General features: G+C 72.1%; 10 protein-coding genes, 2 pseudogenes and 1 riboswitch. Of the genes and pseudogenes, 3 read left to right on the top strand and 9 right to left on the bottom strand.

Annotation, left to right across the window (positions count from 1 at the left end; genetic code table 11):
- Both ACIQVZ_RS19795 and ACIQVZ_RS19790 read left to right on the top strand, forming a co-directional pair.
- Positions 1-92: pseudogene (locus ACIQVZ_RS19795) on the top strand (ABC transporter ATP-binding protein); the annotation flags it as partial.
- 63 nt (positions 93-155) lie between these two features.
- Complete coding sequence (locus ACIQVZ_RS19790; RefSeq protein WP_402451515.1) at positions 156-2,714, top strand: ABC transporter permease; 2,559 nt, start codon at positions 156-158, stop codon at positions 2,712-2,714.
- 200 nt (positions 2,715-2,914) lie between these two features.
- On the opposite strand, the gene ACIQVZ_RS19785 is transcribed toward ACIQVZ_RS19790, so the two are convergent.
- The 7 genes and pseudogenes from ACIQVZ_RS19785 to ACIQVZ_RS19755 form a co-directional block, all read right to left on the bottom strand.
- Complete coding sequence (locus tag ACIQVZ_RS19785; protein ID WP_063348030.1) at positions 2,915-4,282, bottom strand: NAD(P)/FAD-dependent oxidoreductase; 1,368 nt, start codon at positions 4,280-4,282, stop codon at positions 2,915-2,917.
- 428 nt (positions 4,283-4,710) lie between these two features.
- A complete protein-coding gene (locus ACIQVZ_RS19780) occupies positions 4,711-5,646 on the bottom strand; it encodes a Ppx/GppA phosphatase family protein (protein ID WP_063348031.1) in 936 nt (311 codons plus the stop codon).
- A 149-nt stretch (positions 5,647-5,795) separates the two neighbouring features.
- A pseudogene (locus tag ACIQVZ_RS19775) lies at positions 5,796-6,317 on the bottom strand (DUF501 domain-containing protein); the annotation flags it as partial.
- The gene (locus ACIQVZ_RS19770) at positions 6,289-6,795 is read right to left on the bottom strand and encodes a septum formation initiator family protein (protein WP_350877754.1); all 507 of its coding nucleotides are present in this window, start codon (positions 6,793-6,795) and stop codon (positions 6,289-6,291) included. The pseudogene ACIQVZ_RS19775 and the gene ACIQVZ_RS19770, both read right to left, overlap by 29 nt.
- Positions 6,796-6,951: 156 nt before the next feature.
- Positions 6,952-8,238 (bottom strand): phosphopyruvate hydratase, encoded by a 1,287-nt coding sequence (eno, locus tag ACIQVZ_RS19765; protein ID WP_350877753.1) that lies wholly within the window; start codon positions 8,236-8,238, stop codon positions 6,952-6,954.
- 267 nt (positions 8,239-8,505) lie between these two features.
- Positions 8,506-9,423 (bottom strand): transglycosylase family protein, encoded by a 918-nt coding sequence (locus ACIQVZ_RS19760; RefSeq protein ID WP_350877752.1) that lies wholly within the window; start codon positions 9,421-9,423, stop codon positions 8,506-8,508.
- A gap of 5 nt (positions 9,424-9,428) precedes the next feature.
- A riboswitch (cyclic di-AMP (ydaO/yuaA leader) is annotated at positions 9,429-9,596 on the bottom strand.
- 210 nt (positions 9,597-9,806) lie between these two features.
- On the bottom strand, positions 9,807-11,102 hold the full coding sequence (locus ACIQVZ_RS19755) for a cytochrome P450 (RefSeq protein WP_350877751.1): 1,296 nt from the start codon (positions 11,100-11,102) through the stop codon (positions 9,807-9,809).
- A gap of 286 nt (positions 11,103-11,388) precedes the next feature.
- On the opposite strand from ACIQVZ_RS19755, the gene ACIQVZ_RS19750 reads away from it, so the two are divergent.
- A complete protein-coding gene (locus tag ACIQVZ_RS19750) occupies positions 11,389-11,814 on the top strand; it encodes an SDR family NAD(P)-dependent oxidoreductase (RefSeq protein WP_350877750.1) in 426 nt (141 codons plus the stop codon).
- 17 nt (positions 11,815-11,831) lie between these two features.
- On the opposite strand, the gene ACIQVZ_RS19745 is transcribed toward ACIQVZ_RS19750, so the two are convergent.
- Both ACIQVZ_RS19745 and mfd read right to left on the bottom strand, forming a co-directional pair.
- A complete protein-coding gene (locus ACIQVZ_RS19745; protein WP_402451510.1) occupies positions 11,832-12,860 on the bottom strand; it encodes a MazG family protein in 1,029 nt (342 codons plus the stop codon).
- A gap of 92 nt (positions 12,861-12,952) precedes the next feature.
- On the bottom strand, positions 12,953-16,606 hold the full coding sequence (gene mfd, locus ACIQVZ_RS19740; RefSeq protein WP_402451508.1) for a transcription-repair coupling factor: 3,654 nt from the start codon (positions 16,604-16,606) through the stop codon (positions 12,953-12,955).
- Positions 16,607-17,085: the final 479 nt, after the last annotated feature.

Raw genomic sequence — 17,085 nt, 5'->3', positions numbered from 1 at the left:
ACGGCCGCATCGTCGACGAACTCCACCACCCCACCGCCGACACCGTCCTGGACCGCATGCGCCGCTTCGACGCCAAGGGCCGCACCAGCTAGAGCCACCACCAGCCAGGGCCCGCCAGCCCAGCCGCCGCCCCTACGCGAAACCCAGGACACCCCATGTACCGCACCGCACTGCGCAACGTGCTGGCCCACAAGGGCCGACTCCTCATGACGGCGCTGGCCGTCATGCTCGGCACCGCCTTCGTCGCCGGCACCATGGTCTTCTCCGACACCTTCGGCAAAGCCATGCGGGACAACAGCTCCAAGAGCTACTCGGACGTCTCGGTCCAGGTCGTGGACTACTCGGCCGGCGCCCGCGCCAGCGCCAAGCTGAAGAGCGAGAGCGGCAACGCCTCGCTCACCGACGCCACCGTCCAGCAGCTGGCCGCCCTGCCGGGCACCGCCAACGCCCGCGGCGTGGTCAGCGGCTTCACCGGGGTCGCCGACCGGAGCGGCAACCTGATCGGCCAGGTCTGGGCCGCCAAGGGCGCCAACTTCGCCCCGGCCGCGGACGGCAAGGACCCGCGCTACCCGATGGCCGAGGGCCAGGGCCCGAAGAACAGCAAGGAGATCGCCCTCGACCGCAAGACCGCCGACAAGGCCGGCTACAAGATCGGCGACACCGTCCGGATCGCCATCAACGGCCCGGTGATCGAGGCGAAGCTCACCGGCGTCTTCACCACCGACGACCCGGTGGTGAACAGCGGCGGCACCCTCACCCTGTTCGACCGCGCCACCGCCCAGCAGCTGCTGCTGGAGCCCGGCCACTTCAGCAGCATCGTGCTCACCGCCAAGCCCGGCACCAGCGAGGACGCGCTGCTCGCCCAGGTCCAGCCCAAGGTGCCGTCCGACCAGCACTTCGACGTCGAGACGGGCGCCAAGCTCAAGGCCGACGAGCAGGAGATGATCACCAAGGCCACCGACGGCATGCGCACCATGCTGCTGGTCTTCGCCGGGATCTCGCTCTTCGTCGGCATCTTCATCATCGCCAACACCTTCACCATGCTGGTCGCCCAGCGCACCAAGGAACTCGCGCTGCTGCGGGCGATCGGCGCCAGCCGCAAGCAGGTCACCCGCTCGGTGCTGGTGGAGGCCCTGGCGATCGGCACCATCGCGGCGCTGGCCGGGCTGCTCGCCGGCATCGGAATCGGCGCCGGCATGCAGTCCCTGATGAGCCGGCTGAACGAGAACATGCCGCACGGCACGCTGGTCATCAAGCCGCTCACCATCGCGGTGACCCTGGCCGTCGGCGTCCTGGTGACGGTGGTGTCCGCCCTGCTGCCGGCCCTGCGCGCCGCCCGGATCGCCCCGGTGGCGGCGATGAGCAGCGGCGACCAGCCGACCAGCCAGAAGAGCCTGCTGGTCCGCAACGCGATCGGCTCGGCGCTCACCGCCGGTGGCCTCGCGCTGATCGGCTTCGGCGCCTCCACCGGCAACGACAGCGGCCGCCTGCCGGTCGGCCTCGGCGCCCTGCTCGCCCTGATCGGCGTGTTCGTCCTGCTGCCGCTGCTCTCCCGCCCGGTGGTCGCGCTGATCGGCCCGCTGCTGCGCGGGCTCGGAGGCACCCCGGGCAAGCTCGCCCAGCAGAACGCGGTCCGCAACCCGCGCCGCACCGCGTCCACCGCCGCCGCGCTCACCATCGGTCTGACCCTGGTCAGCGGCCTCACCGTGATCGGTGCGTCGGTCGGCGGCGCGATCGACAAGGCCGTCACCAGCTCGATGAAGTCCGATTACATCGTCTCGGGCGCCAACCACATGAGCCTGTCCGAGCAGGTGCCCGGGGAGATCGCCAAGGCCCCCGGGGTGGCCGCCTCCTCCGCGGTGACGACCGCCAACTGGAAGTTCGACGGCACCGGCGTGACGATCACCGGCATGGACGCCGGCTCCTTCGAGCAGCTCGTCGAGGTCAAGCTGACCAGCGGCGCCGCCGCCGCGCTCGGCCAGGGCAAGGTCCTGGTGGACCAGGACCTCGCCACGGAGCTCCACCTCACCGCCGGCTCGACGGTGGCGGTCTCCTACCCGGACCAGTCCACCGGTCAGCTCACCGTCGGCGGCGTGTACGAGAAGGGCGGCATGCTCGGCCCGGTCCTGCTGGCCAACAGCGAGGTCGCCAAGCACGAGCCGAAGCCCTACATCACCGACGTCGCGGTCAAGGGCAAGGACGGCGCCACCGCCGCGCTCAAGCGGTCCCTCAAGGACGCCACCGGCGCCAACCCGGTGATCGACGTCAAGTCCAAGCAGGACGTCCGCGACGAGTTCAGCCAGGTCATCACCTTCGCGCTGAACCTGATGTACGGCCTGCTGGCGATGTCCGTGCTGGTCGCGATCCTGGGCGTGATCAACACGCTGGCGATGTCGGTCTTCGAGCGCAAGCGCGAGATCGGGATGCTGCGGGCGATCGGCCTGGACCGCCGGGGCATCAAGCGGATGGTCCGCCTGGAGTCCGTGGTGATCTCGCTGTTCGGCGCCGGCATCGGCCTGCTGCTCGGCTGCTTCATCGCCTGGGCGATCAACGGCACCCTGAAGTCCAGCCTGAGCGGCCTGACCACGGTCCTGCCGTTCGGCCAGCTGGCGCTGTTCCTGGCCCTGGCCGGTGTGGTCGGCCTGGTGGCCGCGATCTGGCCCGCCCGCCGGGCGTCCAAGCTGGACATCCTGGCGAGCATCAAGACCGACTGACCGCCCCTCACGGGCCCGCCCAGCGGGCGGACGACGAGAAAGGGCCCCTGCCGGAGGGTTTCGGCAGGGGCCCTACTACTTCTGTACTCCGCCCGGTCGCACGGCCGGCTGAGCACCACGGAGGTCGTGGTCCGGCGACACTGCCGGGCGGAGGGCCTCCGACTCATACCCCGGTGCTCCCACACCGGGGTCTCAGTCGCTTACTTGCTGGCGAGTTCCTTCTCGGCGGCCGGCTTGGCGGCCTCCACGGGCTTCGTGGGCGCTGTGACCTCCTGGATCGGCAGGCGCGGCTGCTCCATCTGGGAGAGGCCGACCATCTCGCGCTTCAGGAACATGGCCAGCGTCCAGTCGGTGAAGACCCGGACCTTGCGGTTCATGGTCGGGACCATGGCGCCGTGGTACGCGCGGTGGAACCACCAGGCCAGACGGCCCTTCAGCTTGACCTTGCCGAAGAGGATCGCAACGCCCTTGTGCAGGCCCAGGCCGGCGACCGCACCGAGGTTCTTGTGCTCGTAGTTCTTCTGCGGGAAGCCCCGCATGCCCGAGATGACGTTGTCACCGAGGACGGCGGCCTGGCGCACGGCGTGCTGCGCGTTCGGCGGGCACCAGGCGCCCTCGCCGGAGGCGAGGTCCGGGACCTGGGCGTTGTCGCCGGCGGACCAGACGTAGTCGAAGCCCTGGACCTGGAGGGTCGGCGCGGTGTCGACGTGGCCGCGCGGGCCCAGCGGCAGGCCGAAGTTGGCCAGCACCGGGTTCGGCTTCACGCCGGCCGTCCACACGATGGTGGAGGCGTCCATCTCCAGGCCGTTCTTCAGCACCACGTGCTGGTCGACGCAGGAGTCCATCGAGGTCTCGATGTAGACCTCGATCTTCCGCTCCTCGAGCTTCTCCTTGGTCCACAGACCGAGGTCCGGGCCCATCTCCGGGAGGATGCGGTTGGCCGCCTCCACCAGGACGAAGCGCATGTCGTCACGGCTGACGGTCTTGTAGATCTTGGCGGCGTCGCGCGCCATGTCCTCGACCTCGGCGATCGTCTCGACACCGGCGAAGCCGCCGCCGATGACGACGAAGGTCAGGGCCTTGCGGCGGACCTCCTCGTCGGCGGTGGACTCGGCCTTGTCGAGCTGGGCCATGACGTGGTTGCGGAGGCTGATGGCCTCCTCCACCGTCTTCATGCCGATGCCGTGCTCCGCCAGACCCGGGATCGGGAAGGTGCGGGAGACCGAGCCGGTCGCGACGACCAGGTACTCGAAGGGCAGCTCGTAGCTGTCGCCGGCCGCGGGCTGGATGGTGGCGACCTTGCGGGCGTGGTCCACACCGGTGACCGCACCGGTGAGCACCTCCGCCTTCTTGAGGGCGCTGCGCAGCGGCGCGACGAGGTTGCGGGGCGCGACGTTGCCGCCGGCCGCCTCGGGGAGGAAGGGCAGGTACGTCATGTACGACCGCGGGTCCACGACCGTGACGGTCGCTTCGCCGTAACGCATCTTCTTGAGGATGCGCATCGCGGCATACAGGCCGACGTAACCACCGCCGACAATGAGGATGCGAGGACGCTCCGTGGTGCTCATATCCGAAAGTATCCAGCACCGTCCGGAGCAGCCTTCGTGAGCCCGGTCACAAGCTTCTGGACACCCCGTGCTACACTGCGCGGCCGCAAATCCGGGCCCAGCGCGTCGGCTCACGGTCCCGGGCGCCCCCTCGCGAGCGCACGCCGGAATACCACCCTGCTGAGCAGCAACGATCCGTACGGTGCCCGGGTTCCCGCTCGTGATTTCGATTTTCAAACCTCAACCGAGGCTTGACCTGCGATCCAGGGGTCGTCACGGCGAGCAGACCTTCGGTCCCACATTTCGGACGTAGCGGGCGAGCAGGTGCGGCGAATGACTGGATCGCCATGTGAAGAAATTCACGAACTTTCCCGCACCGGTCCGGGCGCGCCCCGGCCCCGGACCCCCGAAAGGGGTGCCGGGGCCGGTCGGGTAAGGCCCGCAGGAGGTCAGGAGGCCATACTCCAGGCGATGCCGTCCAGGATGTCGTGCTCGCTCACGACCACCTCGGCCGCGCCCGTCCGCTCCATGATCTCCAGCAGCTCCAGCGCGCCGGCCGCGATCACGTCCACCCGGCCCGGGTGCATCGACGGGATGGCCGCGCGCTCGGCGTGGGTGGCACCCAGCAGCTCGCGGGCGATCCCGGCGACCCGCTCCCGGCCGATCCGCGAGTGGTGGATCGCCGCCGAGTCGTAGGCCGGCAGGTCCTGGGCGATCGCGGACACCGTGGTGACCGTCCCGGCCAGGCCCACCAGGGTGGCCGCGCCGCGCAGCGGGACGACCTCCTCGGCCTTGTCCAGCTCGGCCCGCACGTGCGCCCGGGCCGTCTCGATCTGCTCCGGCGAGGGCAGCTCGGCACCGCCGAAGTGCCGCTCGGTGAGCCGGACGCAGCCGATGTCCACCGAGCGCGCCGCCTGCACGTCCGCACCGCCCAGCACGAACTCGGTCGAGCCGCCGCCGAGGTCGAACACCAGGTACGGCGCCGGGAACTGGCCGCCGGTCAGCTCCTTGGTGGCGCCCACGAAGGACAGGTGCGCCTCTTCCTCGCCGCTCACCACCTCGGGCTCGACGCCCAGGATCGCGCGCACGCCCTCGACGTACTCGTCGCTGTTCTCGGCATCCCGCGAGGCGCTGGTGGCGACGAAGCGGGTGCGCTCCGGGCCGACTCCGAACCCGGCGATGACCTCCCGGTACTCGCGGCAGGCCGCGAAGGTGCGGGCCAGCGCGTCCGGGTGCAGCCGGCCGGTCTGGTCCACGCCCTGGCCCAGCCGGTTGATGATCATGCGGCGGTCGAGGTCGGTGATCTCCCCGGTGGCCGGGTCCAGATCGGCGACCAGCAGCCGGATCGAGTTGGTGCCGCAGTCGATCGCGGCCACCCGGGTCATGCTCACGCGGACTCCCCGGGGTCGGACTCCTCGGCGGCCCGCTTCTTCGCGGCGCGCTCGGCGGCCTTCTGCTGCTTGGCCTCGATCACGGCCTGGTGGTCATGGTCCTTGGCCCGGTTGCGGGCGACCCGCGCACCGGCGGCCTCGACCTCGGCCGGGGAGACGCAGGGGCCCTTGGCCCACCAGTCCTCCAGCAGGCCGATCGCCTCGTCGCCGAGCGGGTTGACGCCCTCGCCGGCCGCCAGCGAATGGCCGACCAGCACGTGCAGGCACTTCACCCGGTCCGGCATGCCGCCGGCGCTCGGGAAGCCCTCCAGCACCTCGATGGCGTCGCGCCGGGCGATGTAGTCCTCGTGCGCCTTCTGGTAGGCGGCGGCCAGCTCCGGGTCCTCGGCGAGCCGGGCGGTCTGCTCCTTCATCACGCCGTCCGCCTCCAGGGTGCCGATCAGCGAGGCGGCCTTGGGGCAGGTCAGGTAGTACAGCGTCGGGAACGGCGTGCCGTCCGGCAGTCGGGGGGCCGTCTCCACGACGTCCGGGTTACCGCAGGGGCAGCGGTGCGCGACGCCGCGCAGGCCGCGCGGCACCCGGCCGAGCTGGGCGGCGATGGCGGCGACGTCGGCGTCGGAGACGGCGGGGTGGTTCTCAGTGGTCATGGGGGGAGGTGTCTCCAGCGGGGGACGGTGGGAGCGGACGGGGGGAGGCGGGGGCCGGGGCGGCGGCGTCGGTGGTGTCGGCGGCGTCGACCGAGTCCCAGATGCTGGCGTACCAGGGCTTGGCGGCCCGCGCCGAGCCGCCCGGCGCGCCGTCGGAGGCGGCCGGACCGGCGGCGGCAGCGGAGGCGGACGCCGAGGGCCGGGCGGCGGCCGGACCGGCCGGATCCACCGCGATGTACGGGGTCTCCCCCGGCATCGCGTAGTGCAGCCGGGCGCGGGCCTGCGCCTTGACGTACTCGGGGTCCTGCCAGCGGGCCTTCTCCCGGCGCAGCTGCTCGACCTGCTGGCGGGAGCGGTCGGCCTTCGCCTGCTGGGCGGAGATCTCGGCGCGCTGGGAGATGAACTGCCGCGTCGGGTAGGCGAGGATCGCCACCAGCGAGCAGAGCACCAGGACGAGGACGGTCGCCCGGCTCGTGAAGCGAGGCCGGGCCGCCAAGCCCGGGATCCTCCAGCCTGCCATCTCCCGTTCCCCTCCTGGTCGCGACGGTGCCCCGCCGTCCACCCTACGGGGTGAACGGCGGGGCACCGGTCAGGCGTGCTCACCGGTCGGCGGAGCGACCGTGCTCGCCGCTCCGAGGAGCGGCTGTGCTTGCTATTCCGCAGAGCGGAAGCGCGGGAAGGCGCCGCGGCCGGCGTACTCGGCGGCGTCGTCGAGGATCTCCTCGATGCGCAGCAGCTGGTTGTACTTGGCGACGCGCTCGGAGCGGGCCGGGGCACCGGTCTTGATCTGGCCGCAGTTGGTGGCGACGGCCAGGTCGGCGATGGTGACGTCCTCGGTCTCGCCGGAGCGGTGCGACATCATGCAGCGGTAGCCGTTGCGCTGGGCCAGCTCGACGGCGTCCAGGGTCTCGGTCAGCGAGCCGATCTGGTTCACCTTCACCAGCAGCGCGTTGGCGGTGCCGGTCTCGATGCCCCTGGCCAGGCGGGCCGGGTTGGTGACGAACAGGTCGTCGCCGACCAGCTGGACCTTGTCGCCCAGCTTGACGGTCATGGCCTTCCAGCCGTCCCAGTCCGACTCGTCCAGCGGGTCCTCGATGGAGACCAGCGGGTAGGCGTCGACCAGCCCGGCGTAGTACTCGATGAGCTCGGCGGCGGAGATGGCCTTGCCCTCGAACTGGTAGGCGCCGTCCTCGTAGAACTCGGACGCGGCGACGTCCAGGGCGAGCGCGATGTCGCGGCCGGGCACGTAGCCGGCCTTCTGGATGGCCTCGGTGATGAGGTCCAGGGCCTCGCGGTTGCTGTCCAGGTTCGGCGCGAAGCCGCCCTCGTCGCCGAGGCCGGTCGACAGGCCGCGCTCCTTCAGCACGCCCTTGAGGGTGTGGTAGACCTCGACGCCCCAGCGGACGGCCTCGGAGAAGGACTCCGCGCCGATCGGGGCGATCATGAACTCCTGGATGTCGACGTTGGAGTCCGCGTGCGAACCGCCGTTGAGGATGTTCATCATCGGAACGGGCAGCACGTGCGCGTTCGGGCCGCCCAGGTAGCGGAACAGCGGCAGGTCGCTGGCCTCGGAGGCGGCGTGCGCCACGGCCAGCGAGACGCCCAGGATCGCGTTGGCGCCGAGCGAGGACTTGTCCGGGGTGGCGTCCAGGTCGAGCATGGCCTGGTCGATCAGGCGCTGCTCGGTGGCGTCGTAGCCGACCAGCTCCGGGCCGATCTGCTCGATGACGGCCAGGACGGCCTTCTCCACGCCCTTGCCGAAGTAGCGGTTCTTGTCACCGTCGCGCAGCTCCAGCGCCTCGAAGGCGCCGGTGGAGGCACCCGACGGGACAGCGGCACGGCCGGTGCTGCCGTCGTCGAGGCCGACCTCGACCTCGACCGTGGGGTTGCCACGCGAGTCGAGAATCTCACGGGCTACGACGACATCGATGGACGGCACGAGGCATCTCCTTGCGGAAGCAGGGTCCGGCTGACGTTGGGTGCTGCCGGCGGGACGATTGCGGAGTCGTTACGACCAGAGCCTAACCGCCCCGGCCCCCGGGGCCGCGCTGGCCTCGGTCCCGTCTCAGCGTGTGGCCCGGCTACCCGCCAGTAGTTCACCTGCTTGCCCGATCGAAGCGGGCGAATACGGGGGAATGCGGGCGAAGGGGGACGGCACTCGTCCCCCTTCGCCCGCAGGGCGCGGGCCGTTCGGGGCCCGGGCCGCTCAGCCGAGGTGCAGCACCTGGCCGGGCATGATCAGGTTGGGGTTGCCGCCGACGGTGCCGCGGTTGCCGTCGTACACCGACTGCCAGCCGCCGGACACGCCCTGGGCGGCGGCGATCGTCGACAGCGTGTCGCCGGCCCGGACGGTGTAGTCGTGACCGCCCTGCGCGGCGGCGGACTGCGCGACCGGGGCGGACTGCGCGGGCTGCGCGGCGCGGGGCGCGGACTGCGGCTGGGCGGCGGGCTGGCCCGCGTACTGCTGGTAGACGCTCTGGTGGCTGGTCCAGTACCAGGCGCCGTTGTTCTGGTACCAGTACACCTTCGCGTCGGCGTCCCAGCCGGCCTTGCCGGAGAAGCCCTGGGTCTGCGGCTGCGTCTGCTGCGGGGCCTGCTGGACGGGCTGCTGGGCGGCCGGCTTCGGGGCGGCCTGCTTGACCGGCTGCTGGGCGGGCTTCGGGGCCTGCGTCTGCTGGGTCTGCTTGGCGGCGGGCTGCTTGGCGGGCTTGGCGTCCGTGGAGGTGTCCACGGAGGCCGGGGCGCCGCCCTTGGTCAGGCCGGCCTTCTGGGAGCAGACGGGCCAGGCGCCCGGGCCCTGCGAGGCCAGCACCTTCTCGGCGACCGAGATCTGCTGCGCCTTGCTGGCCTGGTTGGCCTGCGGGGCGTAGGAGGTGCCGCCGTACGCCTTCCAGGTGCTGGGCGTGAACTGCAGGCCGCCGGAGAAGCCGTTGCCGGTGTTGATGCTCCAGTTGCCGCCGCTCTCGCACTGGGCGACGGCGTCCCAGGTGGAGGCCGGGGCGGCGGAGGCGCCGGTGGCGGTGAGGAGCGGCATCGCGAGTCCGACGCCGGCCACACCGGCGACGGCGATGGCCTTCTCGGCCTGGGTGCGACGACGGTGACGGCCAGTTCCAACGAACAGCATGAAGAGGTCCCTCTCCGCACGCCTGCGAGGTGAGCTGTCGGGTTCGGACCGGGAGGTGGCCCGGCCGCCGAAAGCGGAAACGATTCCGCTCGGGCGGCTTCACCCCAAGCCGTTGGGGAACGGCAACAAACCTGGTTCCCCCGCCCCTGCCCAGGGTCTGGTCGGTTTCCCGTGGCGCGGCGGGCAGGATTCGGCGTTCCGCGCACGAGGTCCGCAGCTGCGAACTCCAGGGAGAGTAGACAGATCATCAGACCAATAACAAGCTCATATCGCCGATATCACACACAAATTACGGCGCGTGGTCAATCGCCTACCAACGGCGGCGGTATGTCCGGATTGATACGGGTTCAGACCCGGCCCCATGAGCCGCCGGAGACGTGCCGTCAGCGTGTCGAAGCGTCGGTCGGCGTGACCGGAGGCGCGTGCGGAGAGCGGGTCTCCGGAGTGAATTCGACCGGGAGTTCCCGCAGGCCACGCATGATCAGGCCACCTCGCCAGCGCAGGTTCTCCGGGTTTTCCGCGAGCCGCAGGTCCGGCAGCCGGGAAAGCAGCGTGGCCAGTGCGCTCCGTCCCTCCAGGCGGGCCAGCGGGGCCCCGATGCAGTAGTGGATCCCGTGGCCGAAACCCAGGTGCGGATTGTCCGTGCGGGCCAGGTCCAGGGTGTTCTCGTCCGAGAACCTGGCCGGATCGCGATCCGCCGCGGCCAGCACCACCAGCACCGGATCGCCCACCGGGATGTCCACCCCGCCGATCGACAGCGGCCGCGTCGCGAAACGCCACGTCGCCATCTCCACCGGACCGTCGTAGCGCAGGAGTTCCTCGATCCCGGTCTCCAGCAGCGCCGTCTCGCCGCGCACCACCGACTCCTGCAGCAGCCTGCGCTGCTCCGGGTTGCGCAGCAGCGCGTACGTGCCGTTGCCGATCAGGTTGACGGTCGTCTCGAACCCCGCGAACAGGAGGATGAACGCCATCGCGGCGGCCTCGTTCTCGTTCAGGTGCTCGCCGTGGTCGCTCGCCCGGATCAGGCCCGAGATCAGGTCGTCACCCGGATCCGCCCGCTTGCGGTGGATCAGCTCCAGCAGGTACGCCCGCATCCGCTTCACCGCCCGCCCCACGCCGCCGCGTTGACCGCCGCCGTGCCGGATCATCATCCCGGCCCAGTCCCGGAAGTCGTCCTGGTCCTCGGCCGGCACGCCCAGCATGTCGCAGATCGCGTAGATGGGGAGCGGGAACGCGAACTCGTGGATCAGGTCCGCCGAACCGCGCTGCGCGAAGCCGTCGATCAGCCGGTCCGTGAGCTGCTGCACCCGCGGCTCGAACTCCGCCACCCGGCGCGGCGTGAACGCCTTCGACACCAGCCGGCGCAGCCGGGTGTGGTCCGGCGGGTCGATGTTCAGCAGATGCGTCATCAAGTCCGCCTGGCGCTCCCCCGGAATTCCCACCCGCCCGGTGCGGTGCGCCTGCTCGCTGTGGTGCGCCGGGTTCTTCGACAGCCGGCCGTCCGCCAGCGCCTGCCGCGCGTCCGCGTAGCGGGTCACCAGCCAGGCCTCCACCCCGCTCGGCAGCGTCGTGCGGTGCACCGGGGCGTGCTCGCGCAACCAGGCGTAGGCGGGGTACGGGTCGGTGGCGAACTCCCAGGTGAAGAGCTGCGGGGCGGCGGGGTCGGGCTGCACTGGCATGCGTCGACCGTATCCGGTGGGTCGCGGCCGCACCGCCTCCGGCGACCGCGACCGGCGGGGCCGGATCGTCAACACCCGGCGGACGGCCCGCCAACGCTCCGTGGACGCCCCGTGGACGCCCCGTGGACGGTCCGTGGACAGCTCTTGGACAGCTCTTGGCCGGGTGGCGGGCGTGACCCTGGTCACCTGAGGGGTAATCCCTGTTGCGGAGGGTCAGGACCTGCCTACGATCCTCCGCAGAAATCGTGGGCGCCGGTGCGGTGTCGCCCACAGGGAGGAGCAGACCATGCGGGTCAGCGGGGCAGTCGTCGTCATCGCGGTACTCGACGGCGGATCGGGAGCCGAGCTCGCCCGCCGGTTCACCGCCGCCGGCGCCGCCGGAGTGCTGATCGCCGACCAGCGTGCGGGCGTCGCCGAGGACCTCGCCACCGAACTCGACCGGCCGGGCTGCCCCGTCGTCGGCGTCGGCGGCGACATCCGCCGCCCCAGCGACGTCGCCGCCCTCGTCGACACCGCCGAGAAGCACCTCGGCCCCATCGACCTGTTCTGCGTCGCCGGCCCCGACGGCGAGCGGATCGTCTCCCTCGCCGAACTGCCCGCCCGCCTCGACCTCGAACGCCTCGCCGAACTCCTCGCCCTCGTCGGCGAGGCCATCGGCGAAGTCGTCCCCCGGCAGCGGCGGCCGATCGAGAACACCGCCACGGCCGCCTGAGGCCCCGCCCGGGCCCGCTACCCGCCGACCGGCCCGAGGCCCTCGGCCGCGCGCACCGCGTCCCGGTAACCGCGCGCGGCCGAGCGCAGCGCCGCGTCCACGTCCACCCCGGCGTCGTACGCCCGCTGCGCCACCGCCAGCAGCAGCCGGCCCGCCGACTGCGCCGTCAGCTCCGCCGGCAGCGCGTACGGCTCGTCCGGCACGCCCGCGAAGCCCGCCCGGCGCACCCGCGACACCAGCTTCGCCGCGTACGCCAGCGACGGCAGCCCGGCCGGCACGCCGTCCAGCACCGACTCCCGGTCCGCCTTCTCGGCCGCCTTCAGCTGCTCCCAGTTCGCCTCCACCTCGGCGGTGCCCTCCGCCTCGACGTCCCCGAACACGTGCGGGTGCCGGTACATCAGCTTCTCGACGATGTCACCGGCCACGTCGTCGATCGAGAACGCCTCCGCCGGGTGCTCCTCGGCGATCCGGGAGTGGAAGAACACCTGGAGCAGCACGTCGCCCAGCTCCTCGCGCAGCGTCTCCCGGTCCCCCTCCTCGATCGCCTCGACCAGCTCGTACGCCTCCTCGACCAGGTACTTCACCAGGCTCTCGTGCGTCTGCTCGGCGTCCCACGGGCAACCGCCCGGCGAGCGCAGCCGGTCCATCACCGACACCAGGTCCAGCAGCCGCGCCCCCGGCAGGTCGTACGACCCCGGCAGCACCTCGATCTCCGGCACCTCACCGGCGTGCTCCACCGCCAGCCGCGCCAGCGCGTCCGTCAGCCCCGGATCCCCGTCCGGGCTGCCCAGCCACACCGTCGGCCCCGCCCCGCCCGGCTGCCCGGTCAGCAGCCGCGCCAGCGCCGGTGCCGACCCCGCCGCCACGACCTCGACCTCCACCCCGGCCTGCCGCACCGCCGCCACCTGCGGATGCCCCGCGTCCGCCGCCAGCACCCGCCCCGCCGACCGCAGCGCCTCCCACGCCGGCCACGCCAGCAACCCGGGGGCCACCCGGTGGGTGGTCGTCAGCAGGATCAGCTTCGCGTCCGGAACATTCGTCGTCACACCCCGAACCTACCCGCCGCCCGCCCGGGGCGGGGACGGGCCCGACGGAGCCCGCCCCCGCCCCCGGGCCCGTGCGGGCGCCAGGGCACGCCCTACTTCTTCGACCCCGCCAGGTCGTCGAACATCGCCGACAGGAACTCGCTGCACCAGCCCAGCAGCTCCCGCCCGACCAGCGGCTTGCCGCCGATCCGCCCGGTACTCGGCCGCGGCACCAGCAGCTGCTGGGCGGCCGCCTTGACCTGGCTGCGCGGGTAGAGCCGGTTCAGCCGCAGCTGCTGAGACTCCCGCAGCTCCACCGGCCCGAACCGGACGTTGGCCCCCTGGAGGGTGATGTCCGCGATGCCGCACCGCCGGGCGTACAGCCGCAGCGCCGCGACCAGCAGCAGGTTCTCCACCGGCTCGGGCAGCTTGCCGTAGCGGTCGACGAGCTCGTCCCGGACCTGCTGGATGTCCGCCTCCGAGTTGACCGCCGCGATCGAGCGGTACGCCTGCAGCCGCAGCCGCTCGCCGGGCGCGTAGTCGTGCGGCACGTGCGCGTCGACCGGCAGCTCGATCTTCACCTCCAGCGGCTCCTCCTCCGGCTCGCCGCCGTTCGCCAGCGACTCGCGGAACTCGGCCACCGCCTCGCCGACCATCCGCATGTAGAGGTCGAAGCCGACGCCCGCGATGTGCCCGGACTGCTCACCGCCGAGCAGGTTGCCCGCGCCGCGGATCTCCAGGTCCTTCATCGCGACGTACATACCGGCGCCCATCTCGGTGTGCTGGGCGATGGTGGCCAGGCGCTCGTGCGCGGTCTCGGTGAGCGGCTTCTCCGGCGGGTACAGCATGTACGCGTAGCCGCGCTCGCGGCCCCGGCCGACCCGGCCGCGCAGCTGGTGCAGCTGGGAGAGGCCGAAGGTGTCCCCGCGCTCGACGATCAGGGTGTTGGCGTTGGAGATGTCGATGCCGGACTCCACGATCGTGGTCGACACCAGGACGTCGAACTCCTTCTCCCAGAAGTCGACGACGACCTTCTCCAGCTGGTTCTCCCCCATCTGCCCGTGCGCGGTGGCGATCCGCGCCTCGGGGACGAGGTCCTTGAGCCGGGCGGCCGCCTTGTCGATCGACTCCACCCGGTTGTGGATGTAGAACACCTGGCCCTCGCGCAGGAGTTCACGCCGGATCGCGGCCGAGATCTGCTTCTCGTCGTAGGGGCCGACGAAGGTCAGCACCGGGTGCCGCTCCTCCGGCGGGGTGGTGATGGTGGACATCTCGCGGATGCCGGTGACGGCCATCTCCAGGGTGCGCGGGATCGGCGTCGCGGACATGGTGAGCACGTCGACGTTGGCGCGCAGCTTCTTCAGCTGCTCCTTGTGCTCGACGCCGAAGCGCTGCTCCTCGTCGACGATGACCAGGCCGAGGTCCTTGAACCTGGTCTCGGAGGAGAACAGCCGGTGGGTGCCGATGACGACGTCCACCGAGCCCTCGAACAGGCCCTCCAGCACGGCCTTGGCCTCGCTGTCGCTCTGGAACCGGGAGAGCGCCTTCACCGACACCGGGAAGTTGGCGTACCGCTCGGCGAAGGTGGAGAAGTGCTGCTGCACCAGCAGCGTGGTCGGCACCAGCACCGCCACCTGCTTGCCGTCCTGCACCGCCTTGAAGGCGGCGCGCACCGCGATCTCGGTCTTGCCGTAGCCGACGTCGCCGCAGATCAGCCGGTCCATCGGGACGGACTTCTCCATGTCGGACTTGACCTCGGCGATGGTGGTCAGCTGGTCCGGCGTCTCCGCGTACGGGAAGGCGTCCTCCAGCTCGCGCTGCCAGGGGGTGTCCGGGCCGAAGGTGTGGCCGGGGGCGGCCATCCGCGCCGAGTACAGCTTGATCAGGTCGGCGGCGATCTCCTTGACCGCCTTCTTGGCCCGCTGCTTGGTCTTCGCCCAGTCCGCGCCGCCGAGCCGGTGCAGCGTCGGGGCCTCGCCGCCGACGTACTTGGTGACCTGGTCGAGCTGGTCGGTCGGCACGAACAGCCGGTCGCCGGGGTGGCCGCGCTTGGCCGGGGCGTACTCCAGCACCAGGTACTCGCGGGTGGCGCCCTGGACGGTTCGCTGCACCATCTCGACGTACCGGCCGACGCCGTGCGCCTCGTGGACGACGTAGTCGCCGGTGGCCAGGGCCAGCGGGTCGATCGCGTTGCGGCGCCGGGACGGCATCCGGCGCATGTCCTTGGTGGAGGACTTCTGGCCGGACAGGTCGGTCTCGGTGATGACCGTGAGCTTCAGGGCCTCGTCGACGAAGCCGTGCTCGATCGAGCCGCAGGAGACGTAGACGACGTCCCGGGTGGGCGCCTCGGCGAGGTCGGCGACCAGCCGGGCCGGGATGCCCTCGTTGCCGAGCACCTCGGCGAGCCGGGAGGCGGGCCCGTGGCCCTCCGTCACCATCACGACGCGCCAGTCGGCGGCCAGCCGCTCCTTGGCGTCGGCGATCGCCCGGGCGGTGTCGCCCCGGTAGGCCTCGACGGCGTGCATGCCGAGGGTGAGCGTGTTGGCGTCGCCGTGCCAACCAGCGGCTCCGCCGCGGGCAAGCACCTCGTTCACGGTGGACTCGCTGGTCGCGAACGGGCTGACCGACCACCAGGGCAGGCCGATCTCGGCGGCGTGCTCGCGCACCTCGGCGAGCGAGCGCAGCGAGGCGGCGGAGACGTCGATGGTCTCCAGGTCGATCGGCCGGTCGCCGCCGGCCGCGGCCGCCACCCAGGAGGCGTGCAGGAACTCCTGGCTGGTCGCCACCAGGTCGGCGGCCCGGGTGCGGACCCGCTCGGGGTCGCAGACCACGGCGACCGAGCCGAGCGGCAGCACGTCCATCAGCAGTTCCATGTCGTCCACCAGGACGGGCGCCAGCGACTCCATGCCCTCGACCGCGATGCCCTCGGCGATCTTGTCCAGGATCTCGGCCAGCCCGGGGTGCTCGGCGGCCAGCTCGGCGGCCCGCGCCCGCACCTCGTCGGTGAGCAGCAGCTCACGGCAGGGCGGCGCCCACAGGCCGTGCTCGGCGATCTCCAGCGAGCGCTGGTCGGCGACCTTGAAGTAGCGGATCTCCTCGACGTCGTCGCCCCAGAACTCCACCCGCAGCGGGTGTTCCTCGGTCGGCGGGAAGACGTCCAGGATGCCGCCGCGGACGGCGAACTCACCGCGCTTCTCGACCAGTTCGACGCGCGCGTAGGCGGCGGCGGAGAGCCGTCGGGCGACCTCCTCCAGGTCGTGCGACTCACCGCGCCGGACGGCCACCGGCTCCAGCTCGGCCAGCCCCTTGACCTGCGGCTGGAGCACCGAGCGGACCGGCGCGACGACCACCTGCACCGGGCCTGCCGCCGGGTCGTCCGCCCGCGGGTGCACGATCCGGCGCAGCACGGCCAGCCGGCGCCCGACGGTGTCCGAACGGGGCGACAGGCGCTCGTGCGGCAGGGTCTCCCAGGCCGGGTACTCGGCGACCGCGTCCGGCGGCAGCAGCGAGCGCAGCGAGGCGGCGAGGTCCTCGGCCTCCCGGCCGGTCGCGGTGACGGCGAGCACCGGACGGCCCCGCTCGCCGGCGGCCTGGCCGGCCAGCGCGCGGGCGAGCGCGGCGATGGCGAACGGCCGGGCGGCGGGCGGTCCGACCAGGTCCAGGTGGCGGCGGCCGCCGGCTGCGGCTCCGGTGGCGGTCGCCGCCTCGATGGCCTCGGCGAGCGCCGAGTCCCGCGCGACGACATCGAGCAGTCCGGTCAGACTCATCAGGGTCTCTTCTTCGTCCCGTGGCTGGTGCTGCCTCCGGGCGGCAGAGGCCTGCCGGGGCAACGCGAACGGCCCGGCACGCCGAGCGGCCGGGGGTGTCCAGCCTACGCCGCGGCACGGACGCGCACGCGGTGTACGACCCGGCGGGGCCGGGCGGGAACGAACCACCGTCCGGGGCGACGAACGGCCCCGGACGGAGCCCGGGACCGGACCGCGACCGGACCGCGGACGAACGACTGGACGGAACACCGGACCGGCCGGTGGACGAACCGTCCGGCCCCTGGTCGGATTCGGCTCCGCGATCCGCCACGAACTGGACATACTCCTGTCACTGCCTGTCCATGGAGATCGCGCACCATGGTGAATGTGCCCGCCGCACCCAACCGTGGGGGATGGCTGTGGCGGCACTGTCGCACCCCCGATGGGGGTCGGAGGTGCGAGGCCGGGCGACCCTGGGTGGGGGCGCCCGCCCAAGCGCC

This window comes from Kitasatospora sp. NPDC098663 (assembly GCF_044760075.1).
Taxonomy (GTDB): domain Bacteria; phylum Actinomycetota; class Actinomycetes; order Streptomycetales; family Streptomycetaceae; genus Kitasatospora.
Note: the sequence above shows the minus strand (reverse complement) of the source record. Positions and strands in the feature narration are given on the sequence as shown.

Bases quoted from the DNA above. Each gene is read 5' to 3' on its own strand.
- ACIQVZ_RS19790 (WP_402451515.1), top strand. From the start codon at position 156: ATGTACCGCACCGCACTGCGCAACGTGCTGGCCCACAAGGGCCGACTC.
- ACIQVZ_RS19785 (WP_063348030.1), bottom strand. From the start codon at position 4,282: ATGAGCACCACGGAGCGTCCTCGCATCCTCATTGTCGGCGGTGGTTAC.
- ACIQVZ_RS19780 (WP_063348031.1), bottom strand. From the start codon at position 5,646: ATGACCCGGGTGGCCGCGATCGACTGCGGCACCAACTCGATCCGGCTG.
- ACIQVZ_RS19760 (WP_350877752.1), bottom strand. From the start codon at position 9,423: ATGCTGTTCGTTGGAACTGGCCGTCACCGTCGTCGCACCCAGGCCGAG.
- ACIQVZ_RS19755 (WP_350877751.1), bottom strand. From the start codon at position 11,102: ATGCCAGTGCAGCCCGACCCCGCCGCCCCGCAGCTCTTCACCTGGGAG.
- ACIQVZ_RS19750 (WP_350877750.1), top strand. From the start codon at position 11,389: ATGCGGGTCAGCGGGGCAGTCGTCGTCATCGCGGTACTCGACGGCGGA.
- mfd (WP_402451508.1), bottom strand. From the start codon at position 16,606: ATGAGTCTGACCGGACTGCTCGATGTCGTCGCGCGGGACTCGGCGCTC.